Origin of the sequence: Aquabacterium sp., assembly GCF_049317225.1 — a bacterium.
Taxonomy (GTDB): Bacteria; Pseudomonadota; Gammaproteobacteria; order Burkholderiales; family Burkholderiaceae_C; genus Aquabacterium.
Window position 1 is genome coordinate 447673 of the sequence record NZ_JBMOIR010000001.1, and the last position, 21321, is coordinate 468993.

Below are 21321 nucleotides of genomic sequence, written 5' to 3' on the forward strand. Positions count from 1 at the left end.
GCGTCAAGTTTTTTCCGTTTGTTGCAATCCATGATGCCGCCGAATGCCTCAGAACAAGTTGATCTACTTCTGGCTTTGATGCAGTTGGAGGAGATCGGGCCCGATCGGTTCCAGGCGCAAAGCGACGACATCGGAACGCCTGCCGTGTTTGGCGGGCAGGTGTTGGGCCAAGCCTTGATGGCGGCCAGTCGCACGGCCCCGGAAGGTCGTGCCATCCATTCCTTGCACGCGTATTTCCTGCTGCCGGGCGAACACATGCCCATTCAGTACGAGGTGGACCGTGTGCGCGATGGGGGCAGTTTCAGCATGCGTCGGGTGACGGCGCGTCAGCGTGACAAGATCATCTTTGAATTGACCGCCTCCTTCCAGACGGCTGACACTGGCCCGGAGCATCAGTTCCCCATGGTCCAGGTGGCCGGACCCGAGGGTTTGGCCAGTGAATACGCCCAACGCCAGGCCATCTTGCCGATGCTGCCGGCTTTTTTGCGCGAGAAAGCGCTGGCCCCTCGCGGGCTGGAGTTCCGTCGTGTTCAGGACGTGGACATCTTGAATCCCAAACCGAGGCAGGGCGCCACCCAAATCTGGGTCAAAGCCATGGATGCGTTGCCTGATGACCCTCTGATCCATCGCGCTTTGCTGGCGTACGCCTCAGACCACGGCTTGCTGTTGGCAGCCATTGCGCCCCATGGCTTGAGCCTGCTGCGAGGTGACATCCGCTTGGCCAGCATCGACCACGCCATGTGGTTCCATCGCGATTTCCGCCTGGATGACTGGCTGCTGTACGACATCGATTCACCCAATGCGGGTGGTGCGCGCGGTTTATGCCGTGGACACTTCTACACCCGTGACGGGCGGCTGGTCGCCTCGACCGCGCAAGAGGGGATGATGCGGCCCTGGATCAAGAAGCCGACCGCTTGAGCCACGCGGACACGATCGCTTCGGGCGCTTGCTCTCCCCCCAACACCTCGGTGCACTCATCTGCATCCAATTGGTGTGGCGCGTGCCGCTGTTGAGCCAGGACGTGGATGTCGGCATCCGAGGGGTCTTGTCCTTGCGCCTGCCGTGCGATCAAGCGCCGTTCCAGTTCGGCGACCGGAGCCTCGCAATGCGCGATGGCAAAGGGTGCGTGCAGTTGCTGCGCCAAGGCCCGGAAAGCGTCGCGTTGCGCCCGCTTCAAAAAGCAGCCATCCACGATCACGCGCCAGCCGGCTTGCAGGGCCATCTGACTCAGGCTGCGCAGGTGCTGGTAGGTTTGCTCGGAGGCCATCGTGCTGTACAGCGATTGGGGCGAGGTGTGCGCAAACAGGCGCTTGCGTTCGACATCCGAGCGCAGGCGAACACACAAGGTGTGCCGCAGCAGTTGCCCGCTGAGGTGGCTTTTGCCTGAGCCTGACAGGCCGTGCATGATGAGCAGCCGTGCATCGCCGGCGGCCATCAGACGGTGCGCCAGACGCAGGTAGGGCTGTGCTTCGGCCGCGTGATCCTGGCCGCGCAGGTATGCGACCAGTGCACGCACCAATGCCCGGTACACCATGGCATGTCGCAGCAAGGGTAGACCGTCATGATCCCCGCTGGCGTCGAGGTAGGCGTTGAGCCACATGCAGGCCAGGTCGGCGCGATCATGAGCCATCAGATCCATGGTCAGGAAGGCCATGTCCTGCATGGCATCGATCCAGCGCAGTTCCAGATTGAAGTCAATCCCGTCAAAGGCCTGAAGTTGGTCTTCTTGCAGGATGAGATTGTCGAGGTGCAGGTCGCCATGAGCTTCCACCACGTGACCGTCGCGCTGGCGTTGCAGCCACAGCGGGTGCAAGCGCTGTGCTTGCTCGGCCAGCCAGGTGGTGATGGGCGCCAATGGTTCGGCGGGGTAAAACGCAGCCAGTTGGGCCACCACGGCATCCACCGTTCTGACCAGATTGTCGGGGGCGCCCAGATGCGGCGCCGGCAAGGGGCCGCGTGCGGCACGGTGAAAGCGCGCCAGGGTTTGGGCGAAATCTTCCAGGTGGCGGGCTTGCAGGCGTCCTTGCTTCAAGGCGGTGCTGGCCAATGCGTCGGCGGCAAAGGCCTGCATGTGCACGGCGTAGTCCAAGGTAGCGCCGGTGCCGCCGACGTAGGGCTGCGCCTCGGTGCCGGTGATGGCTTGCACGCCCAGGTACAAGGCAGGTGCCAGGCGTCGGTTCAGTCGCCATTCTTCTTCGCAGAGATGGCGGCGGGTGCTGAGCAGTCGGGCATCCACGAACGGCAGGCAGACCGGCTTTTTGATTTTCCAGGCGTGCTGCCCATGAATGAGCACCCACGAGATGTGGGTTTCGATCAACTGGGCGCCCCATTGCTGCTGCAGCGCCGTCACCATGGCCCGGCTGCGCGCCATGAGCGGGCTGGCATCGTCGGGTGGGGGGGCTGCGATGGGCATGCCGAGAACTTACCCCTTGCCGCAGGACTTGTCACGCGTTGGCGAGCAAGTCATCCTCAGGGTGCCAGCGCTGCCAGTAAGACAGGGCGATCCGGTAGGTGTGCAGTTGCACGCGGACGGTGCTGTGGATGTCGTGGCCGTAGCCGCCGGCCATGGTCAGCACCACAGGCAGGCGCCGCAGCCAGGCCCAATCCAGTACGGCGCGATCCCGCTCGGCCATGCCGTCGTCGCTGAGCTTGAGTCGCCCGAGGCGATCGCCCTCGTGTGGGTCGGCCCCCGCCAGGTAGATCACCACATCTGGCTGAAACCGCTGATCGAGTTGTTCCAGCGCGTGGTGCAGGGCGGGCAGGTAGTCACTGTCGGTGCAACCATCGGTCAGTGGCACATCGAGGTCGCTGGCTTCTTTGCGAAACGGGAAGTTCTTGTCGCCATGCAGGGAGAGCGTGAACACTGTGTCATCGCCCTGGAAGATGTTGGCCGTGCCATTGCCCTGGTGCACGTCCAGGTCCACGATGGCCACTTTCAGGCCTGGGCGCCGTGCCTGCATGGCCCGTGCCGCCACGGCAGCATCGTTGAAGACGCAAAAACCGCTGCCTTTGTCGGCATACGCGTGGTGCGTGCCGCCGGCCAGGTTGGCCGCCACCCCGGCACCGTTGAGCACGGCCTCGGCGGCCTGCAAGGTGGCCCCGACGGAACGCCGGGCGCGTTCGGCCATGGCCGGGCTCCATGGAAAGCCGATCTCACGTTGCTCGGCTGCGGTCAGGCTGCCCTGTGTGACGGCCTCGATGTAGCGCGCAGTGTGCACGCGGGCCAGGTCGGCATCGCAGGCGGCGGTGGCTTCGGCCAACTGCACAGCGGGCAGATGCTGGACCAAGGCGTCGCGCAGCAGGGCGTACTTGGCCATGGGGAAGCGGTGCCCCACTGGCAGGGGCAACACGAAATGATCGGCGTAAAAGGCTTGCATGGCGGCTGGCGATGGCCGTTCAGAAGAAGGCCTGGATGCCGGTCTGGGCCCGCCCCAGGATCAGCGCGTGGATGTCGTGGGTGCCCTCGTAGGTGTTGACCACTTCCAGGTTCACCAGGTGCCGGGCCACGCCGAATGTGTCGCTGATGCCGTTGCCACCCATCATGTCGCGGGCCATGCGGGCAATGTCCAGGGCCTTGCCGCAGTTGTTGCGTTTCATGATGGATGTGATCTCGACCGAGTCCGTGCCTTCCTCCTTCATGCGCCCCAGTCGCAACGCGCCTTGCAGTCCCAGCGTGATCTCGGTTTGCATGTCGGCCAGCTTTTTCTGCACCAGTTGATTGGCGGCCAGGGGGCGCCCGAACTGCTGACGGTCCAGCACGTACTGGCGGGCACGGAACCAGCAATCTTCGGCCGCGCCCAAGGCACCCCAGGCGATGCCGTAGCGGGCGCTGTTCAGGCAGGTGAACGGCCCCTTGAGTCCACGCACCGTGGGGAAGGCGTTGTCCTCGGGCACGAACACATCGTCCATCACGATCTCACCGGTCACCGAAGCCCGCAGGCCCACCTTGCCCTGGATGGCCGGGGCGCTCAGGCCCAGCCAGCCCTTTTCGAGCACAAAGCCCCGAATCTGATCTCGTCGCCCTTTGGGGCCCTCTTCTTCACACTGCGCCCACACCACGAACACATCCGCGATCGGCGCATTGGTGATCCACATCTTGCTGCCTCGCAAGGTGTAGCCGCCATCCACCTTGGTGGCGCGGGTCCGCATGTTGGCGGGGTCGGAACCGTGGTCGGGCTCGGTCAAGCCAAAGCAGCCAATCCACTCGCCCGACGCCAGTTTTGGCAGGTAGCGGCGGCGGGCACCTTCGGTCGCAAACTCATGGATGGGGACCATGACCAGCGAGGACTGCACGCTCATCATCGAGCGGTAGCCCGAGTCCACACGCTCGATTTCGCGGGCAATGAGGCCATAGCTCACCGCGTTAAGGCCCGCGCCGCCGTAGGCCTCCGGAATGGTCGCGCCCAGCAAACCTAGTGCGCCCATTTCCCGAAAGATGGCGGGGTCGGTGCGTTCGTGCCGGAAGGCGTCCACCACCTGCGGAGCCAGACGGCCTTGGGCGTAGTCTCGTGCCGCATCGCGGATCAGTCGCTCATCTTCTCGGAGTTGCTGGTCCAGCAGCAAGGGGTCGGCCCATTGGAAGGGCGTGGCAGAGGCGCTCATGAAAAACGGTCCTTGTGGCAAAGCGAGGGGCGGTGACGGGTCCGATCTTGCCTGAAAGTCGTGCTACCGTGCCCGCCTTGTCAGCCTCGTGAGACCCTCACCATGACCCTGCAATACCTTGAATTTGACTACGCCGAAGACACCGATGGCATCGGGACCTTCGAGGCCATGGCCAGCGTGGGCCCCGAGCATGTGCAGGCCGTTTTGGGTGAGATGACCCAGGTGCTGGCCTGGGCGTTCGAGCATTTTGGTGAAGCCCATGGCCCCTTGGAAGATGGCTTCGTCTGGGACCATGACCTGCAGGGGCAGCAAGAGTTCACGCTGGAAGAGGTGCTGCATTTCGACGAGCGCAACAGCCGGGTGGTGGTGCAACAGCACGCACCGGGCATGCCGCGTCACACCTACACCTTGTCGATCAGCGGCAGCCCCGATTTTTGTGACGCGCTGCGGACGCGATTCGACCTCGGCTGAGTTGGGTTTGTGGCAGGATGCCGGCCCCGTTCGTTGTGATCCCTGAATTGTTTGCCCATGACCATCACCGTCCTTGAAGAACTGCGCGCCTACATCGACCCGCTCACCCCGGAAGAGCACGAGGCGCTGGAGCGCAGCATCCTGGCCGAAGGCTGCCGTGACGCCCTGGTCTTGTGGGGTGACGTTCTGGTCGACGGGCACAATCGCTATGGCATCTGCCAAAAGCATGGCATCCCGTTTCAGACGGTGCAGAACCCGCGTTTCACCTGCATGGAAGACGTGCACCTGTGGATGATCGAGCAGCATCTGGGGCGGCGCAGCGTGTCGGACTTCCAGCGCGGCGTGCTGGCCTTGCGCAAGAAAGAGATCCTGGCGTCGCGGCGCGAGGCCTTGCAGGCAGCCTTGGCGGCGGCGCAGGCCGAAGCCGCTGCGGCAGCGGGCGAGACCCCTTCTGGGTCGGCACCCGAGATCAGCCCTGAGGCACGGCAAGAGCTCGAAACGCTGGAAACCCGCGAGGCACTGGCTCGCGCCGCACGTCTGAGCAGCACCACGGTCAGTCACATCGAAAAAATTCAGAAGCAGGCTGCCCCGGAGCTGGTCGAGGCCGTGAAGGCGGGCACCATTTCCATCAACGCCGCCGCTGCCGTGGCCACCTTGCCGGTGGACGAGCAAGTGGCTGCGGTCGCCGGTGGCAAAAAAGAATTGCAGCAAGCCGCTCGCCAGGTGCGAGAGGCCCGCGCGCGGCCCAAAGCGCCCGAAGCGAATGTGTCGCCCGACGACGCACCGGCTGCGGCGCACTCGGCCTCCGAAGGTGGGGACGGCCCGCGCCCCGGCGAGTCGCCTGAAGAAACAATTGCCCGACTGCTGCAGACCGTGGCCGCCCTGCGGGCCCAACTGGCACAGACGCGTGGCGAGACAGCGCCCTGGTGAGACAGATCAAAGCCCTGCAAGCGCCGTGCTGCAGGCTTCGTGGTAAGTTCATCGCACCCCACATATTTGCGTGCTGAACACATGACCGCGAGCTTTGATTTCTGGCCGGAGCGGGCCCCATGAGTGCATTGACGACGCCTTGGTGGCGCCAGCGCCGCGTTGCCTGGGCTGCGGCGGCGGTGCTGTGTCTCTCTGTGGTGGCTTGGGCGAAGTGGCGCCCCGTTGAGTCGGATGCCGTGCCGGTGGCGCGACAAGCCCTGATGCGGACGCTGCAGTTCACGGCGCGCGTCAAGACCCCTGCGCGTGTCGAGGTGGGCGCCACCGTGACCGGACGAGTGCAACACGTGCTGGTCAAAGAAGGAGACTGGGTTCAGGGCGGTGCTCCGCTGCTGCAACTCGAATCCGACGAATGGCGAGCGAACTGGGCGCAAGCCCAAGGTAACCTGCAGCAAGCGCAAGCGCGGTTGCAAGGGCAGCAAGCCTTGTCGTGGCCGAGTGCCAAAGCCGCACTGGCGCAGGCCGAAGCTAATTTACAAGTGGCGGAACGTGACTTGGCTCGGGTGCAAGACCTGGTGGCCTCGCAGTTCTACAGTCAGGCCCGACTGGATGAAGCGCGCCGGAATGTGGACGTGGCCCGCGCACAGCGTGATGTGGCTCGTTCGCAGGTGACAGCCAATGGCGTGACCGGCAGCGAGCAGCAGGCGGCTGCGGCGCAACTGGAGGCGGCCAAGGCCGCCGTGGACGTGGCCCGGGCGCGGCTGGATCAGGCCGTCATCCGAGCGCCCGGCGCCGGGCAAGTGCTCACGCGCATGGTCGAACCTGGCCAAATCGTTCAACCTGGAAAAGGTTTGCTGTCCTTGTCGGTCACGGGCCCCACAGAACTGGTAGCCCCTGTGGATGAGCGCTATCTGGGGCAGTTGATTGCTGGTCAGCGTGCTCGGGTGGTGGCCGATGCCTATCCACAGCAGGCCTTTCAGGCGCGGGTGGATCGCTTGTCTCCCACCGTCAATGCCCAGAGTGGCTCGGTGGAGGTGACCTTCGTGGTCGACGGGCCTCGTCCCAATTTCTTGCGGGAAGACATGACCTTGTCGGTCGAAGTGGTGACCGGCCAGAAAGCCGATGTGATGGCCGTGCCTTTACGGGCCGTGAGAGACGTCGTGCCGAGTGCGCAAGGCGAGCGGGGCGTGGTCATGGTGCTGGAAGGCGGGCGGGCGCACGCACGCAGCGTGACACTGGGGTTGCGCAGCTTGTCCCATGTTGAAGTCACGCAGGGATTGAAGGATGCCGAGGTGATCTTGTTGGATCCGACGGTCACCGAAGGAACGCGCGTGCGCGCGCACCGAATGTCGGCGCAAGCCATGAGCACAGCGCCGGTCGGGCTGTCCAAGGACGGGGCCGCCGGCATCTCGTCCACCTTTGCACGATAAGCATTGGCGCCCCTCATGCGGTTCAAGTCCTTCTCTCTTGGCTTCGAGTGGCAAGTGGCGCTTCGTTTCTTGAAGGAAGGCCGCTTTCAAAGCCTGCTCATGATCGTCGGGGTGGCTGCGGGCGTGGCCGTCGTCACCTACATTTCGGCGCTGATCAGTGGCCTGCAACGCAACACACTGGACAAGACTTTGGGCGCTCAAGCGCACATCACCCTGTCGCCACAGGACGAAAAGGTCACGCCAGCACTGCCCCCAGCGGCTGCGGGTGAAATCCGCTGGACGGACACGCAGGCCCGGGCTCAGCGCCTGCAAACCTTGACCAACTGGCAGGGTATGGTGACCCTGCTCTCTCAGCGTGAAGGGGTGTCGGCGGTGTCGCCCATGGTTGGGGGGGCGGCACTGGCGCGCAGGGGCGAAGCCACCCGTGCCGTGGCGTTGTCCGGGGTCGATTTGGCTCAGTACGACCGCATCGTCAGCTTGCGGCAAAAGCTGGTGACGGGACAGTTGGTCTTGTCTCCAGGTGACGCCATCATTGGTCAAACCCTGGCCGACGATCTGGGCGTCCGGGTGGGGGATCGCATCACCGTGTCGACGAACGACCGCAGCGAATCTCTGCGCTTGACCGGCTTGGTCGATCTGGGCATCAAGGACCTCAACCGGCGGGTGGTGATCGTGCCCTTGCGTTCGGCGCAGACCATGCTCAATTTGCCCGGCGGGGTCACGCAAATTGATCTGCGGGTCGACGATGTCTGGCAAGCCAAAGCTTTGGCCCAGACCCTGGCGCGCGAGTTGCCTACCAAAGTCGAAAGCTGGCAGGAAGCCAATGCGCAACTGGTGTCGGCCCTGAACGCCCAAAGTGTCAGCACCATGTTGATCCGATCGGTGGTGATGCTGGTGGTGGTGCTGGGCATTGCCAGTGTGTTGGTGGTGTCCGTGGTGCAGAAGCAGCGCGAGATCGGGATCCTGCGTGCCATGGGGAGCTCCCGCGCGCAGATTCAGCGGGTGTTCCTCCTGCAAGGCACGGTGGTGGCTGCACTTGGGTCCGTGTTGGGGGTGGTGTTGGCGGTGGCGCTGATCAAGGCCTTCACCACGTTTGTGAAGGGCTCAGATGGCCTGCCCTTGTTCTCCATCTCTCTGGCACCCGGCATGGCCATGCAGATCGTGGGCGTGACCTTGTTGGCTGGCGTGCTGGCTGCCGTCGCGCCTGCACGTCGCGCCGCGCAAATGGACCCTGCCCAAGCCATTCGCTTGTGAAAGACATGAGATGAGTGCGACGCCCCTGGTTCAATTGACGCAACTGCGCAAGTCCTACAACGTGGGGCAGGCCAACGAGGTCGAGGTGCTGCACGGTCTGAATGTGACCCTGCACGCGGGTGAGTTTGTGGCCCTCATCGGCCCATCGGGTTCCGGCAAGAGCACCTTGCTCAACATTCTGGGCTTGCTGGAGCGCAGCACCTCCGGGCAATACACACTGGCTGGGCAGCACACCCAGGACCTCGACGACGATGGCCTGACCCGGATGCGTCGAGACACCCTGGGCTTTGTCTTTCAGTTTCACCACCTTTTGCCGGCATTTTCTGCGCTGGAAAATGTCTGCTTGCCCGCCTTGTCCCGGGAGGGGCGGGTGTCGGATCGGGCGCGTGAGCGCGCCACGCAGTTGCTCGAAGCTGTCGGGCTGAGCCATGCTCTTCACCGCAAACCGGCCGAGTTGTCTGGCGGGATGCAGCAGCGCGTCGCCATGGCGCGGGCCCTCATGCTCGAGCCTCAACTGGTGCTGGCAGACGAGCCCACAGGGAACCTCGATACGCAGTCGTCTGCAGAGGTGTTTGCCTTGATGCGCCGCATTCACAGCGACGCCGGCACCACTTTCCTGATCGTGACCCACGATCCGCGCCTGGCCGCGCAATGTGACCGTGTCATTGACCTGGTCGATGGCCGCGTGGACCGGGATGAGTTCCGCCAAGTGTGACATCCTCACGCTAGGGTTGCCACTTATTCGAGGGGTAGAAGGCGCGCCCCGACGTGGATACAGTTGTTACGTCAGGGTTTGAAAAACAAAAAAACAGCGTCAAACCCCGGGGTGTGGGCATGCAACCGCCGCGCACCTGTTGTCACCTTGAGCAGTACGGTGACCGACACGGTTGTGGTGTCTTAACTTTGCAGGGGGCGCGTGGTGATCACGCGAAGCGACATGACAAGCATCAAGTCTGCTGTGGCATTGGCCGTGATGGCCGCAATGGGAACCGTGGCGCACGCCGAGCAAATTGCTTACGGTGGTATCGCGACTGGTTATGGGGAAACCGTCGACATCGAGTGGGATAGTTGGGGCGGTGTTGATCAGACCAAAGCGGGTTTGATGACACTGAAGGGCAGCACAGGAACTGCGCTGTATGAGGCGTTTTGTGTCGAGTTGGCCCAATACACTTCAACAAGCCTTAAGACGTACACATCTTCGACGTTCACTGGCCCCGCAGGGACGAACCTGACCAAGCTGTTTAGCTCAAGCTTTGGTTCGGTGGACACCGCGCGTGAGTATGCAGCGTTCCAGGTCGCCATCTGGGAAATCACGCATGAGTTCGAAGCCAACTCGTTCAGCGTCACCCCTCCCGGGGCGGGGCAGGACTTCAATATTGCAGGCGGGCAACACGACGGTGCGAAAACCAGCGAAGATGCAGCGGTAAGAGATTTGGCTAACGGTTATTTGTTGGCCGCGACCCACTATTCTGGTGTGGCGACTTATTCGCTGACCAAGCTGTCCCACAATTCCTATCAAGACTTCGTGACGTGGGAGTACACAGGTGGCGATCAGCCCAGCGTGCCTGAACCCAGCACGGTCAGTTTGATGTTGGCGGGCTTGGGCATTGCCGGCATTGCTGCACGCCGTCGTCGCCAAGACTGATCGGAAGTCACGACCTCCACACACAAAGGGGCCCCTTGGGGCCTCTTTGTTTTCAGCTTGACATCAACGTTGTCATTCGCTGGCCGGTGTGATGCCAGGATGCTCGCCCTGCTCGTACACCACGTTGGCTCGCCCCACCAGCAGCGGGTCAGGTTGCGGGATGTGGTCGATGTCGCGATTGGTGAACGGCAACTTGTGCAGCACGTAGCGCATGGCATTCAGGCGTGCGCGCTTCTTGCAATCGCTCTTGATCACCGTCCAGGGGGCGTCGGCCGTGTCGGTATGGAAGAACATGGCTTCCTTGGCGCGCGTGTAGTCATCCCACTTGTCCAGTGAAGCCTTGTCGATGGGGGACAGCTTCCACTGCTTGAGCGGATGGGTCTCGCGCTCCTTGAAACGGCGGCGCTGTTCCTTCTGACTCACAGAGAACCAGAACTTGATCAGATGCACGCCAGAGCGAACCAGATTGCGCTCGAACTCCGGCGCTTGGCGCATGAACTCCTTGTACTCGGCATCGGTACAGAATCCCATGACGCGCTCGACGCCCGCGCGGTTGTACCAACTGCGGTCAAACAGCACGATCTCGCCCGCCGTGGGCAGATGCTGCACATAGCGCTGGAAATACCACTGGCCCTTTTCGTGGTCGGATGGCTTTTCCAAGGCGACCACACGTGCACCCCGTGGATTCAAGTGCTCCATGAAGCGCTTGATGGCGCCGCCCTTGCCGGCCGCATCTCGGCCCTCAAACAAGATGACCACCTTTTGGCCAGTGGCTTTGGTCCAGGCCTGTAGCTTCAGCAGCTCGACTTGCAGACGGTATTTCTGCTTCTCATAGCTCTTGCGAGACATGAGGTTTTTGTAGGGGTAGGTCGAAGCATCACGCCAGTTCGGTGCCAGCACCTCGTCCGGATCCACGCGCACAGGCGGTTCAACCAGCGAGCCGCGCAGGGCATGGCGCAGTACCGCGGCATCGTCGGGGGAGGTGCCCTTCAGCACCGTGGTGATCACTTCCGCCAATGCTTCGGGGCGAGTGTGCGTCACGATGTCCTTCAGCGCGGCCACCTGATGCTGCTGGCTGGCCTCGGTAGCCTGTGCGGCCACAAACTGTTCGACACCTTCCGGTGTGTGCGACGGGCTGATGTCCCCAGAGCTGGCGCGACGCACCGCGGCATTGCGGGTCTTGGCGGCGGGTGTGCGCGTGGTTCGAGTCGTTTTGCGTGCCGTGGTGGATTTGGTGGCCATCGTCTGCGGTCTCCTGTGCTGATTCGGAAATATCAAACCGCCAGACTACGCCTGTGTACAAATGATGACAAACGAAAGTGTGAGCGTGTCGCTGGGTATTTCTTGCATTTGCGGCACTTTGACGCATCGGGCCAATCGATCGATGTGGCTTCAATGGGACGCGTTACCATGTCGATCATTCTTTGACCGCCTTTGACACTTTGCCCATGACCGCACCCAATCGCTTGGCTCGCACTGTTCGCCAATTTGACAAATTGCCCGCTCCGCTGCGTACTTGGGCGATCAGCAAAGTGCTGGGACGTGCGGTGCCGTTGGTGGGAACCGCAGGCTTGCGCTACGAAGCGATCGATACCGAGCGCGTGGTGGTCAGCATTCGCAACCAGCGCAAAGTGCAAAACCACATTCAGGGCGTGCACGCCGCCGCGATGGCCCTGCTGGCGGAAACCGCAACCGGCTTTTGTGTGGGGATGAACGTACCTGACGACAAACTGCCGCTGATCAAAACCATGAAGGTCGATTACCTCAAGCGCTCGCAAGGCGACATGCGTGCAGAGGCGCACTTGACCGAGGCCCAGATCAAGCAGATCCGTACCCAGGACAAGGGTGAGGTCACCGTGGCCGTGAAGATCACCGACGCGTCCGGGCAGGAGCCCATCCAGGCACAAATGGTGTGGGCCTGGGTTTCCAAGAAGCGTGACTAAGGCATGGCGGACGTGCTGTGGCTTGTGAAGACAAGCAAGTGTCCGCTTTTGTCATCAAACACCTTGTTTTCCCGAGGTGACGCCAACTATTCCTGATGGTCACAATCGGTTCCGTTGCGGGCAAACGTTCCGCCGAGGAGACGAGTGGTGAAAACAAGATTCATGTTGGCGGCGGTGTCTGCTGCTGTGCTGTTGAGTGCTTGCGGTGGCGGCGGCAACTCGGGTGATACCAAGACCCAGGCTTCGGCCGTCACAGTGGTGGGGGCCAGCCTGGCTGACTCCGGCACCTTTGGCTACAAGTTCACCGTTCAGGCGGCGGGCGGCACCAGCTACAAGGTGTATTCCGAGCGCATCGCCGCCACTTATGGCATCAACGGCTTTTGCAATGCCTACTCCGGCGTGAGCTTCACGCGTGTCACGGGGTGCACAAACTTTGCGGTGGCCGGGGCTCGTGTGAACTACACCGTCACCAGCGGCGGGACGACCACGGCCGTCGAGAGCGTGCCCATGTCGCAAATCAAGCAACTGGTCGATGCGGGCAACGCCGGCTTCTCCAGCAAAGACGTGCTGATCGTGGGCGAGGGCTCGGCCAATGACATGGCCACGGTGCTGACATCATTGAGTACACCTGCCACGTTCCAAGGGATCATGCTGACCTTGTTGTCTGGCAGCGCGTTCTCCACGGCCATGACGCAAGACCCCACCGGGGCGGCTGCTGGCGTGCTGTACTTCCAGGCCCTGGCGGACAAGCTGGTTGATTCTGTTGTGACCAATGCCTTGGACAAAGGCGCACAGCGTGTGGCCATCCTGAACATTCTGGATGTCACCCGAACCCCTCGCTTCCAGGCGGTCCTGGCGGGGCTCGACACAGCCAGCGCAACGGGGCTGAAAGCCATCGCCACCGCATGGATTCAGGCCTTCAACGCGCGCCTGGCTGCGAACGTGGCCAGCCATGCCGGCAAAGTGGTGATCGTGGACTTCTACACTAACTTCAACAGCGAGATGGACTCGCCGTCGCAGTATGGTTTGAGCAATGTCTCACAAACCGTCTGTGATCAGATCGTCAACCATGGTGGCACCCTGGCCCCTGGCGTGACCGGGTTGGATACCCCCTCCACGGTGGTCGCGTGTACCGATACCAATGCCTCTGCCATCACCCCGACAGCGGGTGCCGATGGCACCACCACCTGGTGGCAAAAGTACCTCTACGCTGACAGCTTCCACCCGACCCCGTACGGGCATCAGTTGCTGGCTCAGATGGTGGCCAAGCGTTTGACCGAAGCCGGCTGGCTCTGAGCAGGAGGACAAGATGACTCAGCAATTGCGTAATGTGTGCGTGGCCGTGCTGGCCTGTGTGGCAGGCATGCAAGGGGCCCAAGCGCAGTCCGCGGGCACCTGGATGCTGCGGGCGGGTCCCATGCTGATCTCCCCGCAGGTGAACAGCGGGGAGATGACGGCCCCGTCTTTGCCCGATACCCGCATCAAGGTGGACAGTGCGGTCACCCTGGGCGGCGGCATCAGCTACATGTGGTCCGACCACGTGTCGTTCGATGTGCCACTGGCCGTGCCGTTTACCCATCACATCAAGGGTGATGGCGCCATTGGCAATGTCGGTGAAATCGGCAAAGTCGATGTGGTGCCGGCCACCTTGTTCACCCAGTATCGTTTTTACGATGCCAAGTCGAAATGCCGGCCTTATGTGGGCTTGGGGCTGACCTATGTCTCGTTCATCAAGGAAACGGGCAATGGCACGCTGACGGCCATCACCGATCCAGGTGGCCGCACGACGATGCGTGTCAGTGACAAGTTTGCCCTGACGCCTCAGATTGGGTTCACATACGCAGTCAACGACAAGTTCTTTGTCGAGACCATGGTCGGTCAGACCTTGTTGAAGGTGACCGCCACGCTCAGCACGGGCCAAAAGATCGATGCAACGCTGAACCCCGTCATTGCGGGCGCCTACGTCGGCTATCGCTTCTGATCTGATTCAGGCCGCATGGCAGCCCCGTTGCCACCGAGCGTGGTGACGGGGCTGTTGTCTTTCAGGGGGCGTCGGCCTTGGCCGTCACGGCCTTGCCGCTGCGCAGTCCCAGCTTGGCCATCAGCGCCTGGTCCTTGTCGAACTCAGGGTTGCCGGTGGTCAGCAGCTTGTCGCCGTAAAAGATCGAGTTGGCGCCCGCCAGGAAGCACATGGCCTGCACGGCTTCGCTCATTTGCTGACGACCTGCCGACAAGCGAACACGGGCCTTCGGCATGGTGATGCGGGCCACCGCGATCGTGCGCACAAACTCCAGCGGATCCAGTTGCGGCGTCTCGGCCAGAGGCGTGCCAGGCACCCGCACCAAATCGTTGATGGGGACCGATTCCGGGTAGGTCGGCAGGTTGGCCAGCTGCGCGATCAAGCCTGCACGGCCTTCACGCGTTTCACCCATCCCGATGATGCCGCCGCTGCACACCTTGATGTTGGCGTTGCGGACGTGGCCCAGCGTGTCGAGGCGATCTTGCAGATCCCGCGTGGTGATGATGTCGCCGTACAGCTCGGGCGCGGTGTCGAGGTTGTGGTTGTAGTAATCCAGCCCCGCATCTTTCAGTGCCGAGGCTTGACTGTCGGTCAGCATGCCCAGGGTGCAGCAGGCTTCCAGTCCTTCGGCCTTGATCACGCCGATCAGCTCGGCCACCTTTTCGATGTCGCGGTCTTTCGGGGCACGCCAGGCCGCGCCCATGCAGAAGCGGCTCGCACCAGCATCACGCGCAGCCACCACGGCCTCGCGCACTTGCTCGGGCGACATCAGCTTGCTGGCTTCCACGCCGGTGTCATAGGACGCAGACTGAGGGCAGTAGCCGCAGTCTTCCGGGCAACCGCCCGTCTTGACGGACAACAGCGTCGCGTGTTCGATTTCGTTGGGGTCCCAGTGCTCACGGTGCACTTGCTGAGCCTGCCACAGCAAATCGTTGAAGGGCAGGTTGAACAACGCCAGCACTTCGGCGCGAGGCCAGCGGCCGTTCAGGAAGTCCGGGTCTGTGCAATCCCCTCCGCAGCCATGGCTGTTGAGAACGGATTTCTTGGGCACGAGCTGAATGGGCTTGGCAGCCTGATCAGCAGCAGGAACAGAAGTCGTGCACTGGGACATGAGCGAGGTCCGCGCCTGAACGCGGCTGGTGTTAAAACAGGAACGGGTGCCAGTGTAGCCCTCTTGTCGGGTGACATGCTTGACGTCAAAAGAAGCTGTTTGACGCATGCTGGTATTGCGTCAGGTTTAAGCTTGCGCCATGCGCTTTGAACACCTGATTGAAATTAATTCTCCGGCGAGCAACCTGCAAATGGTGACGCCCACCTTGACCCGATCCCAGCTCTGGCGGGGCTTGATGGCCCGTGCGCTGACGCCTCAGCGGTTTCCCATGGGGCCCGAGTCCTGCGAGTGGCAGGAAACCGAGCCAGGTGTGTACCGGCGCAAGCAGGTCTTTGGACCGCATCAGTTGGTGGACGAGGTCGTGGTCACGCCAGAAACGGAACTGGTCTTTACGCCCGAAGCACATGGCGACACTGCGCCCATCCGTCTTACCATGCGCATTGAAGAGCCACAGGCGGGCCAGATGGTGCTGCGCTTTGTGTATGAAGCCTTGGCCGAACAAACCGCCGAAGAGGCTTACTACAACGACTACCGTCACAACGCCTGGCTGCACAACGACCGCGACATGGTTCGTACCTTGAGACAGTGGCTGCTGGAAGACGGTCTCTGATTGCGGCGGATCCACTGAAGGCAACGGTGCCTTCAGCATGTCCTGTCCCCGAGGCAATGCGCTTGAACGGCTGAAAGCGTGTTCGCGCATTGCTCAACAGATAGACCGGCACCTGTCGAGTCGCTGGCTGTCAAACACGACCACAGCCCCGGGTTGCTCCCGCCAGTGCTTGGCATGGGAGGGCTCTTTGCGGGGCTTCGTAGGTGAAACTGCGGCCGCAGCAACTGAACGGCCAGCTGTGCCGAAGTTCGCCGGATATCGCTCAAATTCCCGAATTCGGCAAAACCGGGTGTGGCAACGGTGGGGCAGGCATGGGCGACAAAGCCAAGCCAGCTTGCCAGGCGGTGCGCAGGGCCTGCAAGGCCTGGCGCATGGCTGAGGGCGTGTTCCCCAGCCCGCGAACGATGCAGGCGGCAGCAGGGCGGCAGCGCGCCACATCCTGAACGTCATCAGGCCTCAGCAGGCCGCCAATGGCCACCACAGGGGCCGGGCTGTGGGCGACCCACCAACTCAGATTGTCAAGCCCTTGTGGGCGCCACGGCATGTCTTTGGTCGTCGTGGGGTGAACCGGTCCGCAAGCGATGACGCTGGCCCCGCAACCGGCCGCGCGTGCCAACTCCCACAAGCTGTGGGAGCTCAATCCCAGTGTGATGGCGTGACGTACCGACAGCAAGTGCGCGCGATCGTTTGCGGTGAGTGAGAGCAAGTCCTCCTGCCCCAAATGCAGCCCCCATCCAGGCATGAGTTCGTGGGCCATCCCGGCCTCCAGCGCGTCTTGCCAATGGTCATTGATGAAGAGCTGAACGCTGTGTCGCTGAACGGCCTGCAACGCTGCGTTGATGTGAGTCCGCGCACCCTCGTGCGACTTGTGTCGCAACTGTATGCATTGCAAGCCTGCATGGGCAGCATGCTGCACCTGATCGCTGTCCGGCACGATGCCATAGAGCCCGTTGCCGGGTGGCACGAAGGGCGCAAACGCGCGCGTGCCGTGGACGAGGGCCCAGGGTGGGTCTTCTGCCAGCCCCAGCCAGGGCAGTGGTACGCCGTCTGCCCGGGGTGATCGGGCAAAGCCGGCGCGTGCAATGACCGGGCCGGGGCCGCTGCCCGCCACACGTGCGTTTTGCAAGGCGTCTCGCGTCAGCAGATTGGCCAGCACTACCGCATCGGCTTCGACGTGCCCCAGCGCCAGAGCACTGGCTACGCCACTGGCAAAAGTGCAGCCTGTGCCGTGGGCGTGTTGGGTTGGAATGCGGGGGGCGACCATCCAACCTGATGCGTGGGGCGTGTCCAGCCAGTCCCGGCAATGTGGCCCGGTGCCGGCTGCGTCGCCACCCGTGATCACCACGCTACGCGGCCCCATGGCTTTGAGTCGTCGTGCCAATGCGGGCAACGCGTCATCACGCCCCTCGTGTGTGTGCGTCATGCCGAGCAGGACGCGCGCTTCGGCTCGATTGGGGGTGATCACCGTGGCTCGCGGGAGCAGCAGGTCTCGATAGGCCTGAACCAGGGGGGCGTCCGCAAACGAGGCCCCGCCTGCAGAGGCGCCCAGCACCGGATCGATCACCAGTGCCAGTTGCCGGTGTGGATCGACGTCAGGCGGTGCATGTGCGCGCCAGCGATCCACCCATGCCGCCACCTGTTCGATGGCTTGTACGCTGCCCAGCAGGCCGGTCTTGATCACCGATGGTGGCAGGTCTTGCGAGAGCGCTTCCAGCTGTGCCGCCAGCACCTCGGGGGGCGTGGGGCTCACGGCCTGAACCCCAAGAGAGTTTTGCGCCGTGGTGGCGGCGACCACCGGGCAGCCATGCACGCCCAGTGCATCGGCTGCGCGCTGATCGGCGCTCAGGCCTGCACCGCCTGCACTGTCGTGTCCGGCAATGCACCAGATCAAGGGTGAACGTGACATGACTCAATCCAGTAAAAAGGGCTGGCCGCTGACCGGCGTGGTGGCCACCGCCATGTCGCTGCAGGCCATCAAACCGGCCAAATGCCCCTCTCGCCCGCCCTCGATGGCCCGCTTGAACGCACGAGCCATGCGGACTGGGGCGCCAGACTGCGATACGGCCGAGTTCAGCAGCACCGCGTCCATGCCCAACTCCATGGCCGCTGCCGCATGAGAGGGGGCCCCCAGGCCGGCATCCACGATGAGGGTCACGCCTGGCAGGCGCGCACGCAGGGTCCGCAGTGCCCACGGATTCATCAAGCCCATGCCGGACCCGATGGGCGCTCCCCATGGCATCAGGACCTTGCAGCCGGCATCCAGCAGCCTGCGGGCGGTAACCAGATCGTCGGTGCAATAAGGCAGCACTTCAAAGCCTGCACGCACCAGTTGTGCGGCCGCCTGGACCAGCTCGAATGGGTCCGGCTGCAGGGTCTGCTCGTCGCCCACGACCTCCAGCTTGATCCAGTTCGTGTTGAGCAACTCTCTCGCCATGTGCGCAAGGGTCACGGCCTCGTGGGCGCTGCGGCAGCCTGCGGTATTGGGCAGCATGTGCGCACCGTGATCCCGTGCCGCCTCGCGGATGATTTGCATGAAGCCATTGTCTCCAACGCCTGGCACGCCCAGTGTGCGCTTGAGACCCAGTGTGAGTACTTGACTGCCTGATGCCTGAATGGCCTGGCGCAGGCTCTCGGGAGAGGGGTAGCCTGCCGTGCCCAGCAGGAAACGGCTGTGCAGGCAGGTGTCACCAATTTGCCAGGTGTCGATGGGGTGATCTGTGGGGTGAGTCATGTCATCAACCGCCGGTGATGGGTGCGAAGCACAGCACGGCATCGCCGTCCTGAAGAATGTGTTGTGCGCGTGCGTGTCGCGGAACAAAAGTGCCGTTGACGGCGGTGGCAACCTGCTCAGGTGTCAGAGACTTGGGGCTCAAAATGTGATGCAGTGCTTCATCCAGATGGGTCTGGGGCGGCAGTGACAGTGGGCCCGTGTCAGTGTGGATGGTGATGGTCGGTGTCATGCGATGAGTGCCTCCATGCGTGCGAGGGCTTGGTCGATCAGGGCTGGTGCCAGGAGCCAACCGTGGCGATAGAGTCCGTTGATGCGTGTCAGGCCGCTTTCGACGTGCACCAGCGGGCGGTTGTCGGGCAATGCCGGTCGGAGGTTGCTGTCCAGCTTCAGGATGCGAGCCTCAGCCAGAGAGGGAACAATGCTGTGTGCGGCCGCCAGCAATTCGACTGTGCTTCTCAGTGACGGTGGTGAGCGGTCTTCGCTCTCGATTTCACTGGCGCCCACGATGACCAGGTCGCCCGGTCGTGGCACCAGGTACACACGGTAGCGAGGGTGCAGCAGGCGGACAGGGCGATGCAGCGCCACCCCTGGCGCATGCAGCCAGATGACTTCGCCTCTGACGCCTCTCACGGGCAGGTCGGGACGCGCGCCTGCGCCTCGCACATCCATGACCCAATCGAAGCGCATGGTCTCTGACACGGTTTCCCCGGGGCGCAGTACGCACAGCGCCCCGGGGCGGACCGTGGTGACCCGGTGCCCCCAATGCCAGTGGGCAGTTTGGGCGCAGGACTGCAGTCGCTTGAGTGTGCCCACCGTGCAGATGGCGCCTTCGCCTGGTAGCAGCCAGGCGTGCAAGGGACCACTGCTGCCGTGCAGACTGGGCTCCAGTTCGCGCAGGGATTGGGCATGCAGTCGCTGAGGCTGATGCAGCCAGGGGCGGGCACCCGACTCGATGCGATCCAGCACCCGACGAGCCGAGCCCCAATCGCTGCCATGGGCCACCAGCAAGCTGCCGGCACGTGCGAAATGCAAGGGCGCTTCGTGTGACGCTGACAGTGTGGTCACGATCTGCTGCCAGCGTTCAATGGCGATCCAGCCCAGCTCGGCCACATCGGGGTCTGATGCGTCCAGCTCAGCCAGAGGGCTGAGCATGCCTGCCGCCGTGAAACCAGCAGCCCCCTGGCCATCGAAGCTGGGCGAGGACGTCGCAGCTGGATCGAACACGCTGACCTGATGCCCCTGCCGGGACAGTTGCCAGGTCAGCAGGCGCCCCAACAGGCCGGCACCTGCGACGCCAATGCGCAAGGGCTTCGCCATGTCACACCTCGTGGGCTGGGTGAACGGGCTGGATCGGGATGTACAGCTCGCCACCCACCTGCTTGAACTCTGTCGATTTGTGCGCCAAGCCGTGTGTCAGTGCATCGCCCTCCGCCATTCCTTGTGCCGCGGCGAAGTCCCGAACTTCCTGTGTGATCTTCATCGAGCAGAACTTGGGGCCACACATCGAGCAGAAATGCGCCACCTTGGCGGCATCCTTGGGCAGGGTCTCGTCGTGGAAGCCCCGTGCGGTGTCCGGGTCCAGGCCGAGGTTGAACTGGTCTTGCCAGCGGAACTCAAAGCGCGCCTGAGACAAGGCGTCATCGCGCGCACGGGCGCCGGGGTGACCCTTGGCAATGTCCGCCGCATGCGCGGCAATCTTGTAAGCGATCAGGCCTTGCTTGACGTCATCGCGGTTGGGCAAGCCCAGGTGCTCCTTCGGCGTCACGTAACAGAGCATGGCCGTGCCCATCCAGCCAATCATCGCGGCCCCAATGGCCGAGGCAATGTGGTCGTAGCCGGGCGCCACGTCAATGGTCAGCGGGCCCAGGGTGTAGAACGGTGCCTCGTGACAGCGCTTGAGTTGCTCGGTCATGTTGGCCTGGATCAGGTGCATGGGCACGTGGCCCGGGCCTTCGATGATGGTTTGCACATCGTGCTGCCAGGCAATCTGGGTCAGCTCACCCAGAGTCTTCAGTTCGGCAAACTGTGCTTCATCATTGGCATCACTGAGTGAGCCTGGTCGCAGACCATCCCCCAACGAGAAGGTCACGTCGTAGGCCTTCATGATTTCGCAGATCTCGTCGAAATGCGTGAACAGGAAGTTTTCCTGGTGGTGAGCCATGCACCACTTGGCCAGGATGGATCCGCCGCGCGACACGATCCCCGTGCGACGCTGGGCCGTCATCGGAATGAAGGGCAGGCGTACACCGGCATGGATGGTGAAGTAGTCCACCCCTTGCTCGGCTTGTTCGATCAGCGTGTCGCGGAAGATGGCCCAGGTGAGGTCTTCGGCCACGCCCCCCACCTTTTCCAGTGCCTGGTAGATGGGCACGGTGCCAATGGGCACGGGGCTGTTGCGCACAATCCAGTCGCGCGTGGTGTGGATGTGCTTGCCGGTCGACAGGTCCATCACGGTGTCGGCGCCCCATCGGATCGACCACACCAGCTTTTCCACCTCTTCCTCGATCGAGGAGGTGACCGCCGAGTTGCCGATGTTGGCGTTGATCTTCACCAGGAAGTTGCGCCCGATGATCATGG

21 protein-coding genes are annotated in these 21321 nt (G+C 63.0%); 11 read left to right on the forward strand and 10 right to left on the reverse strand.

Annotation, left to right across the window (positions count from 1 at the left end; genetic code table 11):
• The first annotated feature begins 30 nt into the window (after positions 1–30).
• Complete coding sequence (locus ACOYNB_RS01865) at positions 31–918, forward strand: acyl-CoA thioesterase (protein WP_422837415.1); 888 nt, start codon at positions 31–33, stop codon at positions 916–918.
• Here the strand turns inward: ACOYNB_RS01865 and ACOYNB_RS01870 are convergent.
• The 3 genes from ACOYNB_RS01870 to ACOYNB_RS01880 are packed head-to-tail and all read right to left on the reverse strand — an operon-like array spanning position 899 to position 4602.
• The gene (locus ACOYNB_RS01870) at positions 899–2413 is read right to left on the reverse strand and encodes an AAA family ATPase (protein ID WP_422837416.1); all 1515 of its coding nucleotides are present in this window, start codon (positions 2411–2413) and stop codon (positions 899–901) included. The genes ACOYNB_RS01865 and ACOYNB_RS01870 overlap by 20 nt on opposite strands.
• Before the next feature lie 31 nt (positions 2414–2444).
• Entirely contained in the window at positions 2445–3377 is a 933-nt protein-coding gene (locus ACOYNB_RS01875; RefSeq protein ID WP_422837417.1) for a histone deacetylase, read from the reverse strand.
• A 19-nt stretch (positions 3378–3396) separates the two neighbouring features.
• Positions 3397–4602, reverse strand: coding sequence for an acyl-CoA dehydrogenase (locus tag ACOYNB_RS01880; protein WP_422837418.1), 1206 nt, complete (start codon positions 4600–4602; stop codon positions 3397–3399).
• A 102-nt stretch (positions 4603–4704) separates the two neighbouring features.
• Here ACOYNB_RS01880 and ACOYNB_RS01885 point away from each other — a divergent pair, with 102 nt between their 5' ends.
• From ACOYNB_RS01885 to ACOYNB_RS01910, 6 genes are all read left to right on the forward strand, one after another.
• Positions 4705–5073 carry a hypothetical protein gene (locus ACOYNB_RS01885; RefSeq protein WP_422837419.1) on the forward strand — a complete coding sequence of 123 codons (369 nt, stop codon included), beginning with the start codon at positions 4705–4707 and terminating at the stop codon, positions 5071–5073.
• 57 nt (positions 5074–5130) lie between these two features.
• A complete protein-coding gene (locus ACOYNB_RS01890) occupies positions 5131–6003 on the forward strand; it encodes a plasmid replication/partition related protein (RefSeq protein ID WP_422837420.1) in 873 nt (290 codons plus the stop codon).
• Positions 6004–6122: 119 nt separating this feature from the next.
• Positions 6123–7430 (forward strand): efflux RND transporter periplasmic adaptor subunit, encoded by a 1308-nt coding sequence (locus ACOYNB_RS01895; protein ID WP_422837421.1) that lies wholly within the window; start codon positions 6123–6125, stop codon positions 7428–7430.
• A gap of 15 nt (positions 7431–7445) precedes the next feature.
• Positions 7446–8684 (forward strand): ABC transporter permease, encoded by a 1239-nt coding sequence (locus ACOYNB_RS01900; protein ID WP_422837422.1) that lies wholly within the window; start codon positions 7446–7448, stop codon positions 8682–8684.
• A 10-nt stretch (positions 8685–8694) separates the two neighbouring features.
• On the forward strand, positions 8695–9399 hold the full coding sequence (locus ACOYNB_RS01905) for an ABC transporter ATP-binding protein (protein ID WP_422837423.1): 705 nt from the start codon (positions 8695–8697) through the stop codon (positions 9397–9399).
• Positions 9400–9621: 222 nt separating this feature from the next.
• Positions 9622–10329 carry a PEP-CTERM sorting domain-containing protein gene (locus ACOYNB_RS01910; RefSeq protein ID WP_422837424.1) on the forward strand — a complete coding sequence of 236 codons (708 nt, stop codon included), beginning with the start codon at positions 9622–9624 and terminating at the stop codon, positions 10327–10329.
• Between the two features lie 72 nt (positions 10330–10401).
• On the opposite strand, the gene ppk2 is transcribed toward ACOYNB_RS01910, so the two are convergent.
• Positions 10402–11571 carry a polyphosphate kinase 2 gene (gene ppk2 / locus ACOYNB_RS01915; RefSeq protein ID WP_422837425.1) on the reverse strand — a complete coding sequence of 390 codons (1170 nt, stop codon included), beginning with the start codon at positions 11569–11571 and terminating at the stop codon, positions 10402–10404.
• 206 nt (positions 11572–11777) lie between these two features.
• Between ppk2 and ACOYNB_RS01920 the strand changes: the two genes are divergently transcribed.
• From ACOYNB_RS01920 to ACOYNB_RS01930, 3 genes are all read left to right on the forward strand, one after another.
• Positions 11778–12272 (forward strand): DUF4442 domain-containing protein, encoded by a 495-nt coding sequence (locus tag ACOYNB_RS01920; RefSeq protein WP_420817359.1) that lies wholly within the window; start codon positions 11778–11780, stop codon positions 12270–12272.
• A 147-nt stretch (positions 12273–12419) separates the two neighbouring features.
• Positions 12420–13568 (forward strand): SGNH/GDSL hydrolase family protein, encoded by a 1149-nt coding sequence (locus tag ACOYNB_RS01925; RefSeq protein ID WP_422837426.1) that lies wholly within the window; start codon positions 12420–12422, stop codon positions 13566–13568.
• A 13-nt stretch (positions 13569–13581) separates the two neighbouring features.
• Positions 13582–14253 carry an OmpW/AlkL family protein gene (locus ACOYNB_RS01930; RefSeq protein WP_422837427.1) on the forward strand — a complete coding sequence of 224 codons (672 nt, stop codon included), beginning with the start codon at positions 13582–13584 and terminating at the stop codon, positions 14251–14253.
• A 61-nt stretch (positions 14254–14314) separates the two neighbouring features.
• Here the strand turns inward: ACOYNB_RS01930 and bioB are convergent, their stop codons facing one another.
• A complete protein-coding gene (gene bioB / locus ACOYNB_RS01935) occupies positions 14315–15403 on the reverse strand; it encodes a biotin synthase BioB (RefSeq protein WP_422837428.1) in 1089 nt (362 codons plus the stop codon).
• A gap of 139 nt (positions 15404–15542) precedes the next feature.
• Here bioB and ACOYNB_RS01940 point away from each other — a divergent pair, with 139 nt between their 5' ends.
• Positions 15543–16013, forward strand: a complete 471-nt coding sequence (locus ACOYNB_RS01940; protein ID WP_422837430.1) for an AtaL-like protein — start codon at positions 15543–15545, stop codon at positions 16011–16013.
• Positions 16014–16275: 262 nt separating this feature from the next.
• On the opposite strand, the gene ACOYNB_RS01945 is transcribed toward ACOYNB_RS01940, so the two are convergent.
• The 5 genes from ACOYNB_RS01945 to thiC form a co-directional block, all read right to left on the reverse strand.
• Positions 16276–17919, reverse strand: coding sequence for a bifunctional hydroxymethylpyrimidine kinase/phosphomethylpyrimidine kinase (locus ACOYNB_RS01945; protein ID WP_422837431.1), 1644 nt, complete (start codon positions 17917–17919; stop codon positions 16276–16278).
• 3 nt (positions 17920–17922) lie between these two features.
• On the reverse strand, positions 17923–18744 hold the full coding sequence (locus tag ACOYNB_RS01950; RefSeq protein ID WP_422837432.1) for a thiazole synthase: 822 nt from the start codon (positions 18742–18744) through the stop codon (positions 17923–17925).
• A 4-nt stretch (positions 18745–18748) separates the two neighbouring features.
• Positions 18749–18973: a sulfur carrier protein ThiS gene (thiS, locus tag ACOYNB_RS01955; RefSeq protein ID WP_422837433.1), complete on the reverse strand. Its 225-nt coding sequence runs from the start codon at positions 18971–18973 to the stop codon at positions 18749–18751.
• A complete protein-coding gene (locus tag ACOYNB_RS01960) occupies positions 18970–20061 on the reverse strand; it encodes an FAD-dependent oxidoreductase (RefSeq protein WP_422837434.1) in 1092 nt (363 codons plus the stop codon). The genes thiS and ACOYNB_RS01960 overlap by 4 nt, the downstream gene beginning before the upstream one ends.
• 1 nt (position 20062) lies before the next feature.
• A partial coding sequence (thiC, locus tag ACOYNB_RS01965; RefSeq protein WP_422837435.1) for a phosphomethylpyrimidine synthase ThiC occupies positions 20063–21321 on the reverse strand: 1259 nt, incomplete at its 5' end.